We start from the raw sequence: 15,468 nt of genomic DNA, 5'->3' as shown, positions 1-15,468 counted from the left end.
ACGTTAGCCGCAGCGGGCCATTCGCGAAGATGCGCCCCGCTTGAGAGGTTTTTCTTGACGCCCTTCGCTGATCCCAGCACGTTCCCGTCCGTCTTCGACTCTGTCGACAGTGCAGAACAGCCCGACCTGACCGTGTCGCCGGCCGAGCCGGTCGCGACCAACTCACCCGTTCCGGCCGACGAACCCGGCACCACCGGGGCACCGGTCGCGAACGACGAGCCCGTCGCCACCCCCGAGCCTGCTGCGGCCGACGCGTCGGTGGCTGCCGACGAGGCCGTGGCGAGCGACGAGCCGGCCGACGCGGCGACGCCCGTGGAGGCGGAGCCGGTTGCCGTCCGGGACTTCGCGGCGCTCGGTCTGCCGCACCAGTTGGTCCGCGCCCTCAACCGCGAGGGCATCAGCACGCCGTTCGAGATCCAGCAGGCGACCGTGCCGGACGCGCTGGCCGGACGGGACGTACTCGGCCGTGGCCAGACCGGCTCCGGCAAGACCCTGGCCTTCGGTCTGCCCGTACTGGCTCGGGTCGCGGCGGGTGGCCGGGCCCGGCCACAGCACCCCCGAGCGCTCATCCTGGTGCCGACCCGCGAGCTGGCCATGCAGGTCAACGACGCGCTCGTGCCGCTGGGCAAGGCGGTCGGCGTGTTCCTCAAGACCGCTGTCGGCGGGGTGCCGTACGACCGCCAGATCGACGCGCTCCGGCGCGGTGTGGAGATCATCGTCGCCACGCCGGGCCGGCTCGGCGACCTGATCGCCCGTGGCGTGTGCAAGCTCGACGAGATCGAGATCACGGTCCTGGACGAGGCTGACCAGATGGCCGACATGGGCTTCCTGCCCGAGGTCACCGATCTGCTCTCGAAGACGCCGGCGAACGCCCAGCGGCTGCTCTTCTCGGCCACGCTCGACGGTGACGTCGACGCCCTGGTCCGGCGGTTCATGCACGACCCGGTGACGCACTCGACCTCACCGGCGACCGCTGCGGTGTCCACCATGGACCACCACCTGCTGCTGATCCCGCCGCACGACAAGTTCGCGATCGCCGCGTCGATCGCCGCCCGGCAGGGCCGCACGATGATGTTCGCCCGTACGCAGATGGGCGTGGACCGGCTGGTCGAGCAGCTCGCGGCGGTCGGCGTACGCGCCGGGGCGCTGCACGGCGGCAAGACCCAGCGGGTACGTACCCGCACGCTGGCCGAGTTCAAGGAAGGCCGGACGAGTGTCCTGGTCGCCACGGACGTGGCCGCCCGGGGCATCCACGTAGACGGCGTATCGCTCGTCGTGCACGTGGACCCGCCGAAGGACCCGAAGGACTACCTGCACCGGGCCGGCCGTACGGCACGGGCCGGCGAGTCCGGTGCGGTGGCGACCCTGGTGCTGCCGAAGCAGCGCCGGACCACCCTCGCCATGCTGGAGAAGGCCGGTGTCGAGCCGGCGCAGACCCGGGTACGTCCCGGCGACGCGGTGCTGGCAGAGCTGACCGGCGCACAGGCGCCGAGCGGGGTGCCGGTGATCATCGAACCGGAACGCTTCAGCGACCGTCCCCGTGGCGGTGACCGCCGTTACGGCGACCGTCCGCAGGGTGAGCGCCGCTACGGCGACCGCCCCCAGGGCGAACGTCGGTACGGTGACCGCCCCCAGGGCGAGCGCCGCTATGGCGACCGCCCGCAGGGCGAGCGCCGCTATGGCGACCGCCCGCAGGGCGAACGTCGCTTCGGTGACCGCCCCCAGGGCGAGCGCACCTTCGGCGACCGGCCGCAGGGTGAGCGCCGCTTCGGTGACCGGCCGCAGGGTGACCGGCCGCAGGGCGAGCGCCGCTTCGGCGACCGTCCCCAGGGTGACCGGCCGCAGGGTGACCGGGCTGCCGGTGGACGCCCGGCGGGCGAGTGGCGCGCCGGTGGCGAGTGGCGGTCCGACGACCGCCGTGGCGGGTACCGGCACGAGAGCGCACCTCGGCACGACCGGCCGGCCGACGCCCAGGGCGATCGTCCGCGTACCGGTGGCGACCGGCAGTTCGGCGCGCGGCGTCCGACCCGTACGCACTGATTTTCGCGCTTTCCGGCGCTGATGGCGGCGGGCGGTGCGGCACGGTCTGACCGTGTCGCACCGCCCGCCGCTTTTGTTCATCCTGGCGTCGCGGCCGGCACGGTGGCGGTGCCGGCGGTAACGTCCGCCCCATGCCGATGATGCCGAGATCGCTGCTCTGGAACCGTACGGACGTGCCGGGCGCCGACCACGTGCTGCTCGACGACCGCCGTGGACTCCTCGCCCGGGGGGTGGCGCTGGCCGTGGACCCGCTCCCCTACACCTGCCGGTACGAGCTGACCACCGACGAGAGCTGGGCGGCGGTACGGCTGGAGGTGAGCGTCGAGGGCGCCGGTTGGCTGCGCAGCCTGCGGCTGGAGCGGGCGGCCGGGAGGTGGCGGGCCAGCACCGCCGAACAGGGTGACCTGGATGGCGCCCTGTCCGCCGCCGGTGCGCCGGGGGCCGGCATTCCGGGGATCGAGGAGCCGGACCGGTTGGTCGACGCGCTCGACATCGATCTCGGTGGCGCTCCCCTGTTCAACACCCTGCCGGTACGCCGGCTCGGGCTGCGCGACGCCGCACCGGGCACGGTGCACCGGATCACGGTCGCCTGGGTCCTGGTGCCGAGCCTGCTGGTGGTTCCGTCCGAACAGGTCTACACGGCGCTGGACGGCGGCAACGTACGGTTCCGCGACGACGACTTCGAGGCGGACCTCGGCCTGGACCCGGACGGTTACGTGGTCAGCTACCCCGGCCTGGCCGAGCGGGTCGGCACCGAGGTGCGCCGCTAGCCCGCCTCGGTGGTCCGGGAGCCGCGCGGCTGGGGGCGGTTCTCCCACTTGGTGGAGAGGGCGATTCCGGTCCGGGTCGAGGCGACGCCGGCGGTCCGGTTCAGCCGTACGATCAGCTGCTCCAGTTCGGCGATCGTGCCGACCCGCGCCTTGAGCAGGAACGACTCGACGCCGGCCATGAAGTAGCAGGATTCGATCTCGGGCATCTCGCGGAAGGTGGCGAGCACGTCGTCGGTGTCGCCGCCGGAGTCCTGCACGATCCCGATCAGGGCGGTGACGCCGAGCCCGACCTCCTCCGGCGCCACCTCCGCCCGGTAGCCGCGGATGACCCCGCCGGCTTCGAGCTTGCCCACCCGCTCGTGTACGGCGGGCGCGGAGAGGCCGACCTGCCGGGCCAGCTCGGCGTAGGAGAGCCGGGCGTTGGTCTGCAGCAGATCGACGAGTACCAGGTCGATGGCGTCCACGGACTGTAGACACTATCCCGGTGGATGGGATGGGTAACGACCGGTAGGCGGTGCCCCGCGCTCAAAGCGCGTAAAAACCACATATCGGCCAAGCTAACTTCCCACTCAGGGCGTTTTCGCGTTCGCCGGACACGACACTCTGGCGGTGCTGTAATTGCCGTACGTCCCCACCGAAGGCTCTGGCAGGCACTTTTGTCCCGGGGGCGGTCTTACCAGTCCGGGGACTTCGTGGACGCGAGGAGGGGGCTGTGGACACTGGAGATCGTCTGCTGACGCCGGGCGAGGTAGCTGCGCTGTTCCGCGTCGACCCCAAGACCGTCACCCGATGGGCTGCTGCCGGACGGATCGGCAGCATCCGGACACCGGGCGGGCACCGGCGGTTCCGGGAGTCGGAGGTGCGTGCCCTGCTCGAGGGCGAGGGCATGCTCGATGAGGTCGACGACAGCATAGCCAACCGGCCGCGTAACAACGGTCCGGCAACGCCGACAGGCCCGAATTCAGCCAGCGCCGGCAACGTCGGCCTGCACTGAAGTAGTAGGCCACTGGGTAACACCCGGGCTCGGGCCGAGCTTCATCGGCCCGGACCGGGGTTTCACCCGGCCCGATCCGGGCCGCTCCGAGCCCGGCCGGCGCCGAGTTCGCCGGCCCACCGCCGAAGCAGCGAGTGCGGAACACCGAGCGCGTCGAGCACCTTGGCGGCGACGAAGTCGACGAGCTGCCCCGCCGAGGCGGACGCACCCGCGCCGTAGAAGCCGGGACTGGCGGGGAGCACCACCGCCCCCGCGTCGTGCAGCGAGATCAGATGCTCCAGGTGACTACGGGTCACCGGGGTCTCCCGGGGCACCACGACCACCGGCCGGCGCTCCTTCAGGTTCACCTCGGCCGCGCGCTGCAACAGGTCCTTCGACAGGCCGATCGCGATGCCGGCGCAGGCTGCCGTACTCGCCGGCACCACCGCCATCCCGAGCACCGGGTACGACCCGCTGCTCGGGCCGGCGGCCAGGTCACCGGCCGGCCAGTGGGCCAGGTCGGCACCGGACAGGTCCCGACCGAGCCAGGCGGCCAGGTCGTCGCGCCAGTGCGCGTCCCGGAACGACGTACCGGTCTCGTCGAGGATGGTGAGCCGGGCCGCCCGGGAGACCACCAGGTCCACCGCCGCCCCCGCGTCCAGCAGCCCGCCGATGACCGCCGCCGCGTACGGCGTACCCGATGCTCCGGAAACCCCCACCACCCACGGCCTGCGCATACCCCCAAGCCTGCCCGGTCCGGCCGGTGGGCGTGTCACCGACCCACCACCGGGCGGCTCCGGTCACGCCGGTCGGCGGCAAATCCCCGTGGTCCATCGACAGGATTGAGTAATGCCAGGCCGCCGTGGAAATGCCATGCTTCTCTGCGGGCCCGCAACCGGTCGTTCTGGGGAGGCGTCGGCATGAACGCGGAGGAACCCTGGAAAATCAAGCTCGAATGTCCGATTCCATCCCAGATCTCGCCGCACGCCGACGCGGTCCAGGCGTGGCTGCCCGGCTGGCTGCGCAGCGCCGGCCTGCCCCTCGACGAGTACGGGGCGCGGCAGTTGGACCGGCACGGGTTCGCCCGGTACGCCGGCCGCCTCTACCCGGACACGTCCGCCGCCGACCTCCGTACGCTCACCGCGCTCTTCACCTGGTTCTTCCTGCTCGACGACGCCTGTGACGGGACCGCCGGACCGGATCCGGTCTTCGTCCGTGGCCTGCGCGACGGGATCCTGCGGCTGTTCCGGATCGGCCCGCGCACCCGCCATCCGGGCTTCACCGGCCCGCTGCGCCGGCTGCTGGTCGACGCCTGGCGGGTGCCCGACCAGCGGCTCTCCCCCGTGGCCCGGAACCGGTTCGTCGATGCCGTCGCCCACCACCTCGACGGGGTACTGGTCGAGGCGGGCGACAAGGCGGCCGGCCGACACCCGAGCGTGCCCGAGTACGTCGAGCTGCGCCGGGCCACCTCGGCCGCGTACGTGTCGTACACGCTGATCGAGTTCGCCACCGGTCGGGCGCTGCCGGACGCGGTCTACCACCACCCGGCCGTACGCGAGTTCGCCACCACCGGGAACGACCTGCTCTCCTGGTTCAACGACCTGCTCTCCCTGAACCGGGACACGGCCACCTCGGGCGGGCACAACCTGGTGCTCGCGGTGGCCCGGGCGGACGGGCTGCCGGTCCGGGCGGCGGCGGAGGTGGTGGCCCGACGCTGGCAGTGGACCATGGACCGGTTCGTCGCGCTGCGCGCGGCGATGCCGTCGTTCGGCCCGGTGCTCGACGAGCCGCTGCGCGACCACCTCGACGGGGTGACCCGCTCGGTGCGCGGCACCATCGACTGGTCGCTGGAGAGCGGTCGTTACCGGCACCCCGCCGGACCGCGCATCTCGGTCCCGGCGCTGGTCGTCCAGGGCGACGGGGTCAAGCCCGCAGGTTGAGCCGGATCACGAGGTCGAGCAGGGCGAAGAAGAAGAGGGCGATGCCGACGAACCCGTTGGCGGTGAAGAACGCCCGGTTGACCTTGGACAGGTCGGTCGGGCTGACCACCACGTGCTGGTACACGAACGCGACCGCGGTCAGCAGGAGGCCGATCCAGAACAACCAGCCGAAGCCGATCAGCGCGCCGTACCAGCCGAACAGGGCGAACGTCACCACGTGCGTCGCCGTCGACAGGTGCAGGGCGAACGGCTTGCCGTACCGGGCCGGGACGCTGCGTACCCCGATCTCGCGGTCGATCTCGGCGTCCTGGCAGGCGTAGATCAGGTCGAAGCCGCCGATCCAGAGCCCCACGGCGGCACCGAGCACCCAGGCCGGGCCGGAGCCGTCGAAGCTCCCGCTGACCGCCAGCCAGGCGCCGACCGGGCCGACCGCCTGGGCGAGCGCGAGGATGGCGTGCGGCCAGTCGGTGAACCGCTTGCCGTAGGGGTAGAGCACCAGGGGCACCACGGCCAGCGGCGCGAGCGCGAGGCAGAGCGGGTTGAGCGCGGCGGCGGCTCCGAGGAAGACGATCACGGCGACGATCGCCCCGGTCCAGGCCGTCCGGACGCTCACCGCCCCGGTGACCAGTTCCCGACCGGCCGTACGGGGGTTACGCGCGTCGATCCGCCGGTCGATGATCCGGTTCGCCGCCATGGCGAAGGTACGGGCACCGACCATGGCGATGGTGATCAACAGCAGGTCGAGCCAGCGCACGTGCCCGCCGTCGGCGAGCATCGCGGCCAGCGCGGAGAGGTACGCGAACGGGAGGGCGAACACCGAGTGCTCGATCGCGACGAGCTTCAGGAACGACTTCACCCGGCCGGGACGTTCGGGGGCGGTCGCGGTGATGGTGGTCACTGGATTCCGTACTCCTTCCAGCGCTTGTCGACCAGTGCCCGTACCTCGGGCGACATGGTCATCTCTTCCGGCCACCCACGGGTGTAGCCCTCGGTGGGCAGTTTCCGGGTGGCGTCGACACCCGCCTTGCCGCCCCAGAACTGCTGGTACGACGCGTGGTCGAGGTGGTCGACCGGCCCCTGGGTGATCAGCAGGTCGTGCGAGTAGTCGACGTTGCCGAAGGCGCGGAACGCGACCTCGGAGTAATCGTGCACGTCGCAGTCCTCGTCGACCACCACGATCAGCTTGGCAAGCGAGAGCAGGTGGGCACCCCAGATGGCGCTCATCACCTTCTGGGCGTGCTTGGGGTAGCGCTTGCGGATCGAGACGATCACGCAGTTGTGGAACACCCCGGCGGACGGCAGGTCGTAGTCGACGATGTCCGGGATCAGCATCTTGAGCAGCGGCAGGAAGATCCGCTCGGTGGCCTTGCCCAGGCCGTGGTCCTCCTGCGGCGGCTGCGACGTGACGATCGAGTGGTAGATCGGGTCGCGCTGGGTGGTGATCACCTCGACGTGCATCACCGGGAACGGCTCGACCGGGGTGTAGAACCCGGTGTGGTCGCCGAACGGGCCCTCCGGCAGCCGCTCGCCCGGCTCGATGTAGCCCTCCAGCACGATCTGGGCGTTCGCCGGCACCTGTAGCGGCACGGTCAGGCAGTCGACCATCTCGACCCGTTCGCCGCGCAGGAAACCGGCGAACAGGTATTCGTCGATGTCACCGGGGAGCGGTGCGGAGGCGGCGTAGCTGACCACCGGGTCGCAGCCGATCGCGATCGCCACCGGGAGCCGCTCGCCACGGCGCTCGGCGACCGCGTGGTGCGCGGTGGAGTCCTTGTGGATCTGCCAGTGCATGCCGATCGTGTTGTGCGAGTGCTGCTGGAGCCGGTAGAGGCCGAGGTTGCGTTTGCCGGTCTCGGGGTGCTTGGTGTGGGTCAGCCCGAAGTTGTGGAAGATTCCCCCGTCGCCGGGCCAGACCTGCAGGCCCGGCAGCCGGTTCAGGTCGACGTCCGCGCCCCGGTAAACGATCTGTTGGCAGGGTGCGGTCTTCACCTTCTTCGGCGGCAACGACTTGAGTTGCAGGACCTTGCCCAGGCCGTCGCGGATGCCCGACCAGCCGACCGGCAGGTCCGGCTTGATCATGGCCCCGATCCGGTCGCCGACCTCGTCGAGGCGGTCCACGCCGAGCGCCATCGCCATCCGGCGTTCGGTGCCGAACAGGTTGATCGCGACCGGCATCTCGCCCCGGGTCGGGCGCTCGAACAGCAGCGCCGGGCCGTCCGCCCGGACCGTCCGGGTCACCACCTCGCTGATCTCGAGCGTGGGGTCGACCGGCACGGTCACCCGGCGCAGCTCGCCCGCGCCTTCGAGCGCGGCGAGAAAGTCCTTGAGATCGGCGTACGGGAAGCCACGAGCCACCATGCTGCCAGTCTCCCGCACTCCCGCGCCGGTCGACGCAGGCGGGGGTGCCCGAAGCCGGAGAGCGTACGGGGGCGGCGGCACCGGGCCACCGCCCCCGTACGCCGCTACACCGGCGCCGACCAGCAGCGCTCCACCAGCGGCCAGACCAGCCGCGACCGCGCCGATGATTGGCAGCCCACCACCGGCACCGACACGATCGAGATCGAGGCGGTGTTGTTCGCGGTGTCCGGGTCCTGTACGCCGCCGTCGACGACGATCGAGCCGGCCGCACCGGCCGGACCGGTGCTGTCCGCGGTGAACGCGAAGAGATCCGTGCTCCCGGCCGCGACGTCCTCCAGGGGAGTGCACCGGTAGACCAGACCGTTGGGCTGGCCCGCCTGATCCCAGTCCGGCTCTCCGTCGACGATCGGTGTGCACCGGGAGTCGACCTTGCGCACGGTCAGACCGACCGGGAGGGTGATCAGGGCGGAGGAACCCCAGTTGTCGTCCGGGCCGAGGGTGTCGGCGGGACCGGCGTTGCGAATTCCGACCTTGATCATCTCGGTCCTGCCGCTCGCCCCGTCGACCGTTGCGCCGACCGCGATACTGTCCGCCCGGTGCAGCGGCACCGTGACCGTGAAGGCGGACGTGTTGTCATCGGCGTTCAGGTCGTAGTCGGCCGCACGGGCCACCTTGTTGGTGGCCGGGATCAGCCGGAGTTGCTCTCCGCCGGCCTTCTGGGCGGCGCTGACCTTCTTCGCCAGCTCCTCGGCGTTCAACGGTGCCACCCCTGCGTCGGCACCGTAGGTGTACGGCCCGGGCGCCGCGTCGGCCACCTTGAGCCTGAGCGGCGTCGCCGGGTCGACGACGAAGGTCTCGTCCGGGCCGACCGGCTGGTCGAAGAAGCAGAGCAGCTCCAGGTAGTTGGGATCGTAGGAGCAGTTGCTGTAGCTGTTCGCCACCTCCAGGTGGTCGTTGAACGCACGAAGGAGAACCGTCACCCCGTTCGCGGTCACGTTGCCCACGTTGCGCAGCGCGATCGGCACGTCCGTCGAGGCGCCGGGAGCCAGCGCGACATCGTCGATGTCACCGATGACCAGGTCGATGCCGGGTCCGGTGAGTTGTACGAGAGCTTCGGTCGACTGCTCGCCCGGGGTGTTCTCCGCCCACGAGGTCGCACTGATCCTCCCGCTCCACGCGCCGGTCTCGACGCCGCTGGGCCCGACCCCCATCGTGTAGTGGTGGGTGGCGCCGCCGGCGAGTTCCGCCAGCTCGCAGGTGGCCACGGCACCCGAGACGGTGCAGCCCTGGTCCGCGCCGGGCAACTGGGCGGTGATGCGTTCCGGCAGAGCGCTTATGTCGATCTTCATCGTGACGTTGCGAGCGGCCAACGGGGTCTGGTTGTAGACCCCGACCTTGATCGTCTTCGCCTTGGTCGCGTCGCTGGGCACATTGGTGAGGTACGGCAGCGTCGGGTTCACCCAGGTGTGCGCCGGAGCGGCTTCGCGCGCGGTGGCCGGTGCGGCTGCGGCGAGAACTGCCAGCCCGGCCACGGCGGTGGCCAGACCGATCCTGGACAGCGTTGAGAAGGGGTGCATTGGCACCTTTCAGAATGAAGGCGAAAGTCACCGGCAGTTGATCACGGTGAACGTAGCGAGGCTAGATCGTCGCGACGAGGCGGACAACCCCGTATGGACAATCCACACAAGACCGTCACCTCGGCAGTTCCACGACAACCGCTCCCGGAACGCGGGGATTCACTTCCGACCTTCGCGGCGCAACCGCACGTGCCCGGTGGAGAAACTGTCATCCGCCGGACGGTGGTACTACAGCAGTCCGACGCCGAGCAGGACGGTGCCGGCCACGAGGCTGATTCCCCCGGCCACGACCAGCCAGATCAGCTTGTTCGGCCGGGTGTCGGAGGGGCGGACGATGGAGAGGAAGAAGCCGAGCGGCATAAGGATCGGCGCGGCCACGAAAAGGCCACGGATGAGGTTCTTCCAACCGTCCGAATAATCCGCCTGATCCAGATAGAGCAGGGCCACCAGGGCAAAGAGCACCAGCACACCGGCATGCGCATGTCCTGCGGTCCAGAGTGCCCGGCGGACTGGATTGTCCAGGTAGCCGGGAATGCGACGGACCAGATTCATGAGCAGCGACAGCCCGCCGAACGCGATCGTGGCCACGGTGATCAACAGGATGGCGGCAGTGGTACGGGTTTCCGGTGTCACGGCAGGCTCCCGGTAGGCGAGTCGTACGCAGCTTGTCACTGTCAAGATTGGCGCCATGAGAGGCATCTTGTCAACAGCTAGATTCCCGCTGGTCGGTCGGTGCCGTACAACCCGCGCTGTCAGTCGCCGCCGTACAACCGCTCCAGGTCGACCAGCAGTACGTCCGGCCGGCCCGCCGAGGCGGCGACCAACTGGTCGGTGAAGCCGACCGCGCTGGAGAGCAGCAACCGGGTCCGCTCGCCGCTCACCCCCGGCCGCCGCCGCAACAACTCCCGTATGCCGTCCAGCCGGTCGAGATCCGCTTGCCCCAGGGTCCGGCCCCACTTGACCTCGCCGATGGCCAGCACCGGACGGGGCCCACCGCCCAGCGCCGGCTCACCGAGCGCGACCAGGTCCAGCTCATGACTGGTACGGGCCGCCGAGTCGGTCAGGTTCGCCGACCCGACCTGCGCGGCAAGTCCACCGAGTGTCTCCGGTGCCGCGAACCTGGCCGCCCACTGGCGAACCATCTCCTCGAAGCGCGGCCCCAGTACCGCACTGTTGAACCGCCGTTGCGAGCCGCGCCAGACGTCCGCGCCCCGGCGCTGCTCCAACGCGGTCCAGGCCGGCTTCATGACCGCCTCGTAGAAGGTCACCAGCGGTTCGGTGATGCGGTACGAACTCCTCCCGCTACGCAACGGGTCCGGGTCGCGTACGAGCAGGCCGGCATCCTCCAGCACGGTCAGCGGATGCTGCAGGTCGGTCGCCTTCCGACCGATATACCCGGCGATCCCACCCCTGGTGGCGTTTCCCTCGGCCACGGCCGCCAGCACGGAGTGGTAGAGCGCGGTCTCCCGCAGGTCGGGGTCCTCCGCCAGCAGATAGCGCGCTTCCCGGAACAGCGGCCGGGCGGGATTGAGGACGGCTCGGATCACCCAGTCGTCGAAATCGGCGGCATCGGTGGGGGCGTCGTCCTGGACGTACTCCCGGCGGTAGGCGGGTGTGCCACCGACGATCGCGAACACCCGTACGGCCAGGGACGGGTCGGTGATGCCCCAGAATCCGGCGGCGGCCCGGTAGTCCAGCGGCGCGACCGGCAGTTCCAGCCCGGCCCGACCCCGCAGCGGAGCCGACCCGGCCAGCAGTCCACCCATGAAGGAGAGGGCCGACCCACAGAGCAGTAGGCGGGTGCGGGAACTTGTCCGTTCCGGCCGACCCGGGGTGAGGGCGTGCTGGACGATCGACGGGAGGTCCTGACTCGTCCGCGCGAGGTACGGGAACTCGTCGAGAACCACCGTGGTCGGCCGGTCCCGCCCGAGGGAGAGCAGCGCGTCGACCGCGTGCGCCCAGTCCGGCAGATGCACCGGACCCGGAGCGCCGGTGTGCTCGCCCAGCGCCGCACCGAGGCGGCGCAGTGAGTCTGTCGGGGTGGCCTCCGTCGCGCCGAAATAGAAGCCGTTCGTAGCCTGGGCCAGTTGGTAGAGCAGCAGGGTCTTGCCCTGGCGGCGCCGGCCGCTGACCACACCCAGGGTGGCACCGGGACGTTCGTCACCGACGAACCGGGCCAGTTCCTCCCACTCGGCGTCACGATCGAAGATCTCAGCCGGCTTGCGTAGGCTCACGGTTACCGCCCGGAGTTAGAAGTACGCTTCTTAGAAGTGTACTTCTAACTCCGCGAAGGTGTTCCGACCTGCCGGAGGTCAGTTCACCCCGGCGTACGAGTGCAGGCCGGTGAAGAAGTAGTTCACCCCGAACAGGTTCATCAGCATGGTCAGGAAGCCGAGGATCGAGATCCAGGCGACCACGTTGCGCTTGACGCTCGGGGTGGCGCGGGCGTGCAGGTAGCCGGCGTAGACGACCCAGGAGATGAACGCCCAGGTCTCCTTCGGGTCCCAGCCCCACGCCCGGCCCCAGGCCGCCTCGGCCCAGACCGCACCAGCGATCACCGCGAAGGTGAAGATCGGGAAGGCGAACGCGTTCAGGCCGAAGGTCAGCCGCTCCAGCGTGACCGCACTCGGCGACCGGCGCGCCAGGACGTACGGGAAGCTGCGCTTGCCCGACTCGTAACCGGCCCGCATCAGGTACATCGCGGCGGGTACGAAGGCGAGCAGGAGGATGCCGGACGAGAAGACGATCGTCGTCACGTGGATCTCGAACCAGTACGAGTTCAGCGCCGGCACCAGCGGTACGACCGGGGTGTAGAGCACCAGCCCGGCGATGCCGAGCAGCACCACCATCACCAGGGTCAGGACCAGCCCCAACTGGCGTACGGACGGCCAGCGGAAGAGCAGGTAGAGCCAACCGGCGGCACCGACGAAGGTCACCGTCAGCACGAACTCGTACATATTGCCCCAGGGCAGCCGGTCGGCCGCGACACCTCGGGTCACCAGGGCGCCGAGGTGCAGGGCGGTGGCGAGCACGGTGGCCACCAGGGCGATCCGGGCGGCGACCTCGGCCCGTCCGGTCGACCTCGGCGGGACGTTCCCGGTCGACGGGTTGCCTACCGGCGCGTCCGGGGGTGTCGGGGCGCCCGAGCCGGACTCCGCCGCACCGACCGTGACGAGTTGCCGGGCCGGGCGGGAGATCGCGGCGACCGCCCCCCTGCCACTGAAGGCGTACGACGCGGCGTGGCTGATCATCGCGATCAGGTATCCCAGGATCGTGAACACCAGGAGCTGGTCGGAGAGTGCGGCCATTTACTCGGTCCCTTCTCGGCCCCCGGCACCGCGTTCCACCGCGGCGACGAGCTGGTTGAACTCGTCGGCGAATCCGGCATAGTCGGTGCGCGGCAACCCACCGGCCTCGATCAAGCTACTACCGCCCGTCGTGGACCCATCCTCCGGGGCGGCCGGAGTGACCCGGAACCAGACCCGGCGCCGTCGCCCGAACAGCGAGAACATCAGCCCGATCAGCAGCAGCACCGAGCTGACCAGCATCAACGTCGAGGCCGGGGCGTACCGGACGCTGAGCGTTATGTACTGCTGGGTGCCCAGGAACTCGACCGTCGTACCGTCGTCGAGCGTCCACCTGTCGTTCGGGCGAAGCAGCTTCGCCTCCCCCACCTGGGTCAGCTTGCCCTCGCGTACCTGCTCCTGGTTGAGGCTGTAGACCGAGGACGGCATTCCGGCGTCCATGCCCAGGTTGCCCCGGTACGGGATCAGCATCAGGGCCGGGTTGCGCTCGGCCGGGAACTGCGAGCGTACGAAGGGCGCCTCGTCGGGCGCGGTCGGCAGGTAGATGCCCTCGAACGCGACCTGGGCCTTCGGGTCGCGCTGCCCGGTCGACGGGTCGAGGTTCACGTCCGGGAACGTGGCCACGCCCTCGCTGGTCAGGTTGCCGTCGTTGCTCAGGAACGGGAACGTCTGGGTCTGCGACCTGCCGTTGCGGTCGGTGTAGCGGATCACCGGGGCGTAACCGTGGCCGAGCAGGTAGACGTTCGCCCCGTCCAGCCGCAGCGGGGAGTTGACCGAGAAGTCCGCCGCCCGCTGCGCGCCGCCGTCCTGGTCCACCAGGACCGAGGCGCTGAACGACTCCGGTTGCCCGGACGGCAGGAACCGGGCCTTGAAGTTGGTCAGCTCCAGGCAGAACCGGGGCAGGTCGGTGGCGTGCACCCGGGGCCCGAGACCGGACTCGCTGAACTGGTCGAGGGTGCTGCAGAAGGAGGAGTCCTTGCCGGCGACGAGCAGCCGGTTGCCGTGCCAGCCGTACCAGGAACCGAACGCGACCCCGACGAGCATGGCCAGCAGCGAGATGTGGAAGAGCAGGTTGCCGCTCTCCTTGAGGTAGCCCTTCTCGGCCGCGACGGTGTTGCCCCGGACCACCACCCGCCAGCGCCGCCTGCGGAGCATCGCCGCGATCGCCGACAGCTCCGCGTCCGCGTCACCCCGCGCCCCGGCCGCGTCCGGGTCGGCCAGGACCGCGTGTTGCGGCAGCCGGTCCAACCGCTTCGGACCCACCGGCGGTACGGAGCGCAGCGTACGGAGGTGGTCGCGCATTCGCGGGGCGATGCAGCCCACCAGCGAGGTGAACAGCAGCAGGTAGATCGCGGAGAACCAGATCGAGGCGAAGACGTCGAAGCCGCCGATCCGGTCGAGTACCGGGGCGAGGTCGGGGTGCTGGTCGAAGTAGGCGTTGACCTTCTCCGGGTTGATGTTGCGCTGCGGGAGCACCGAGCCGGGAATGGCGGCGACGGCGAGCAGGAAGAGCAGGATCAGCGCCGTACGCATGCTGGTGAGCTGCCGCCACGAGTTGCGCAGCAGCGCGAGCACCGCGTTCGGCCGGCGTACCTTCGGTGGGCCGCTGCCGGTGGTGTCCGTACCGGGGTCGGTCCGCTGTTCGACGCTGGACATCAGATGCTGACCTCACCCACGCCGAACGTCGTCTGCAACCAGATCACGAAGTTGAGCCACCCGCCGGTGACCAGGGCGAGCCCGATCACGATCAGCAGCGCCCCACCGATCCTGGTGACCCACGCGCTGTTGCGCCGGACCGCCTTGAACACCCCGAGCAGGCGACGGAAGGCCAGCCCGAAGATCACGAACGGCAGCCCGAGCCCGAGGCAGTACGCCACCGCCAGGAGCGCGGCCCGGTCGGTCTGCCCACCGGCGGCGGCCATCCCGAGCACCGCGCCGAGCGTCGGCCCGGAGCAGGGCAGCCAGGACAGGGCGAACACCGCACCGAAGACCGGGGCGCCGATCAGCCCGGCCGCCGGCAGCCGCTGGATCCGGAACTCGCGTTGCAGGCCGGGGACCAGTCCCAGGTAGGCGAGGCCGAGCAGGATGATCAGCACCCCCACGCCGATCTCCAGCGGCCGACGGTGGGCGAGGAGGACGCGGCCCACACTGGCGACGAGGATGGCGCTGAGCACGTACACGACGGTGAAGCCGGCGATGAACAGCATCGTGCCGGCGAGGACCCGACCCTTGACCGCGCGAGTCTCCCGGCTCGCCACCGCCACCCCGCCGCCCCCGTCGGGAAGGGCGCCTTCCGGGGCAGGACCCGATGACGCGGTGCCCTGCCTGGCGCCGGTGGCGCCGAGGTCGGCGCCGGCCAGGCCGGTGACGTACGACAGGTAGCCGGGGACCAGCGGGAGGATGCACGGCGACAGGAAGCTGACCAGGCCGGCGAGGGCGGCGGCGGCGAATGCCAGCAGCAGCGGCCCGTCCTCGGCGAGGCGGGCGAAGGTGTCGCCCATCAGC

14 protein-coding genes are annotated in these 15,468 nt (G+C 70.5%); 4 read left to right on the top strand and 10 right to left on the bottom strand.

The features are described 5' to 3' along the window. The first annotated feature begins 276 nt into the window (after positions 1–276). Together ACWEFB_RS20865 and ACWEFB_RS20860 are read left to right on the top strand one after the other, a co-directional pair. Positions 277–2,040, top strand: coding sequence for a DEAD/DEAH box helicase (locus tag ACWEFB_RS20865; RefSeq protein WP_452287760.1), 1,764 nt, complete (start codon positions 277–279; stop codon positions 2,038–2,040). Positions 2,041–2,171: 131 nt separating this feature from the next. Beyond that, positions 2,172–2,810, top strand: a complete 639-nt coding sequence (locus ACWEFB_RS20860) for a putative glycolipid-binding domain-containing protein (protein WP_452287624.1) — start codon at positions 2,172–2,174, stop codon at positions 2,808–2,810. On the opposite strand, the gene ACWEFB_RS20855 is transcribed toward ACWEFB_RS20860, so the two are convergent. Next, entirely contained in the window at positions 2,807–3,274 is a 468-nt protein-coding gene (locus tag ACWEFB_RS20855; protein ID WP_452287622.1) for an Lrp/AsnC family transcriptional regulator, read from the bottom strand. The genes ACWEFB_RS20860 and ACWEFB_RS20855 overlap by 4 nt on opposite strands. Positions 3,275–3,522: 248 nt before the next feature. Here ACWEFB_RS20855 and ACWEFB_RS20850 point away from each other — a divergent pair, with 248 nt between their 5' ends. Then, positions 3,523–3,804: a BldC family transcriptional regulator gene (locus tag ACWEFB_RS20850; RefSeq protein WP_326561499.1), complete on the top strand. Its 282-nt coding sequence runs from the start codon at positions 3,523–3,525 to the stop codon at positions 3,802–3,804. Between the two features lie 62 nt (positions 3,805–3,866). Here ACWEFB_RS20850 and ACWEFB_RS20845 read toward each other — a convergent pair whose 3' ends face one another. Beyond that, positions 3,867–4,520, bottom strand: coding sequence for a UbiX family flavin prenyltransferase (locus tag ACWEFB_RS20845; RefSeq protein ID WP_326561500.1), 654 nt, complete (start codon positions 4,518–4,520; stop codon positions 3,867–3,869). Positions 4,521–4,703: 183 nt separating this feature from the next. Here ACWEFB_RS20845 and ACWEFB_RS20840 point away from each other — a divergent pair, with 183 nt between their 5' ends. Beyond that, complete coding sequence (locus ACWEFB_RS20840; RefSeq protein ID WP_452287619.1) at positions 4,704–5,723, top strand: terpene synthase family protein; 1,020 nt, start codon at positions 4,704–4,706, stop codon at positions 5,721–5,723. On the opposite strand, the gene mqnP is transcribed toward ACWEFB_RS20840, so the two are convergent. The 8 genes from mqnP to ACWEFB_RS20800 form a co-directional block, all read right to left on the bottom strand. Beyond that, positions 5,707–6,612 (bottom strand): menaquinone biosynthesis prenyltransferase MqnP, encoded by a 906-nt coding sequence (gene mqnP / locus ACWEFB_RS20835; protein ID WP_452287758.1) that lies wholly within the window; start codon positions 6,610–6,612, stop codon positions 5,707–5,709. The two genes, ACWEFB_RS20840 and mqnP, sit on opposite strands and share 17 nt — an antisense overlap. A 5-nt stretch (positions 6,613–6,617) precedes the next feature. After that, on the bottom strand, positions 6,618–8,081 hold the full coding sequence (locus ACWEFB_RS20830) for a menaquinone biosynthesis decarboxylase (RefSeq protein WP_326561502.1): 1,464 nt from the start codon (positions 8,079–8,081) through the stop codon (positions 6,618–6,620). A gap of 104 nt (positions 8,082–8,185) precedes the next feature. Further along, a complete protein-coding gene (locus ACWEFB_RS20825; RefSeq protein ID WP_452287617.1) occupies positions 8,186–9,658 on the bottom strand; it encodes a hypothetical protein in 1,473 nt (490 codons plus the stop codon). Positions 9,659–9,886: 228 nt separating this feature from the next. Beyond that, the gene (locus tag ACWEFB_RS20820; protein ID WP_326561504.1) at positions 9,887–10,291 is read right to left on the bottom strand and encodes a hypothetical protein; all 405 of its coding nucleotides are present in this window, start codon (positions 10,289–10,291) and stop codon (positions 9,887–9,889) included. Between the two features lie 119 nt (positions 10,292–10,410). Further along, the gene (locus ACWEFB_RS20815; RefSeq protein WP_452287615.1) at positions 10,411–11,892 is read right to left on the bottom strand and encodes an ATP-binding protein; all 1,482 of its coding nucleotides are present in this window, start codon (positions 11,890–11,892) and stop codon (positions 10,411–10,413) included. A gap of 78 nt (positions 11,893–11,970) precedes the next feature. Further along, positions 11,971–12,966, bottom strand: coding sequence for a c-type cytochrome biogenesis protein CcsB (gene ccsB, locus ACWEFB_RS20810; protein WP_452287613.1), 996 nt, complete (start codon positions 12,964–12,966; stop codon positions 11,971–11,973). Then, positions 12,967–14,619, bottom strand: coding sequence for a cytochrome c biogenesis protein ResB (gene resB / locus ACWEFB_RS20805; protein WP_452287611.1), 1,653 nt, complete (start codon positions 14,617–14,619; stop codon positions 12,967–12,969). It lies immediately after the preceding gene. Continuing rightward, the gene (locus ACWEFB_RS20800) at positions 14,619–15,464 is read right to left on the bottom strand and encodes a cytochrome c biogenesis CcdA family protein (protein WP_452287609.1); all 846 of its coding nucleotides are present in this window, start codon (positions 15,462–15,464) and stop codon (positions 14,619–14,621) included. The genes resB and ACWEFB_RS20800 overlap by 1 nt, the downstream gene beginning before the upstream one ends. Positions 15,465–15,468: the final 4 nt, after the last annotated feature.

Source organism: Micromonospora sp. NPDC004704 (assembly GCF_053601675.1).
This window is presented reverse-complemented; position numbering and strand designations above follow the sequence as displayed.

What these genes read in the sequence shown, in the direction of transcription:
- ACWEFB_RS20860 (WP_452287624.1), top strand. Translation starts at nt 2,172, where the DNA reads ATGCCGATGATGCCGAGATCGCTGCTCTGGAACCGTACGGACGTGCCG.
- ACWEFB_RS20845 (WP_326561500.1), bottom strand. Translation starts at nt 4,520, where the DNA reads ATGCGCAGGCCGTGGGTGGTGGGGGTTTCCGGAGCATCGGGTACGCCG.
- ACWEFB_RS20840 (WP_452287619.1), top strand. Translation starts at nt 4,704, where the DNA reads ATGAACGCGGAGGAACCCTGGAAAATCAAGCTCGAATGTCCGATTCCA.
- ACWEFB_RS20830 (WP_326561502.1), bottom strand. Translation starts at nt 8,081, where the DNA reads ATGGTGGCTCGTGGCTTCCCGTACGCCGATCTCAAGGACTTTCTCGCC.
- ACWEFB_RS20825 (WP_452287617.1), bottom strand. Translation starts at nt 9,658, where the DNA reads ATGCACCCCTTCTCAACGCTGTCCAGGATCGGTCTGGCCACCGCCGTG.
- ccsB (WP_452287613.1), bottom strand. Translation starts at nt 12,966, where the DNA reads ATGGCCGCACTCTCCGACCAGCTCCTGGTGTTCACGATCCTGGGATAC.
- resB (WP_452287611.1), bottom strand. Translation starts at nt 14,619, where the DNA reads ATGTCCAGCGTCGAACAGCGGACCGACCCCGGTACGGACACCACCGGC.
- ACWEFB_RS20800 (WP_452287609.1), bottom strand. Translation starts at nt 15,464, where the DNA reads ATGGGCGACACCTTCGCCCGCCTCGCCGAGGACGGGCCGCTGCTGCTG.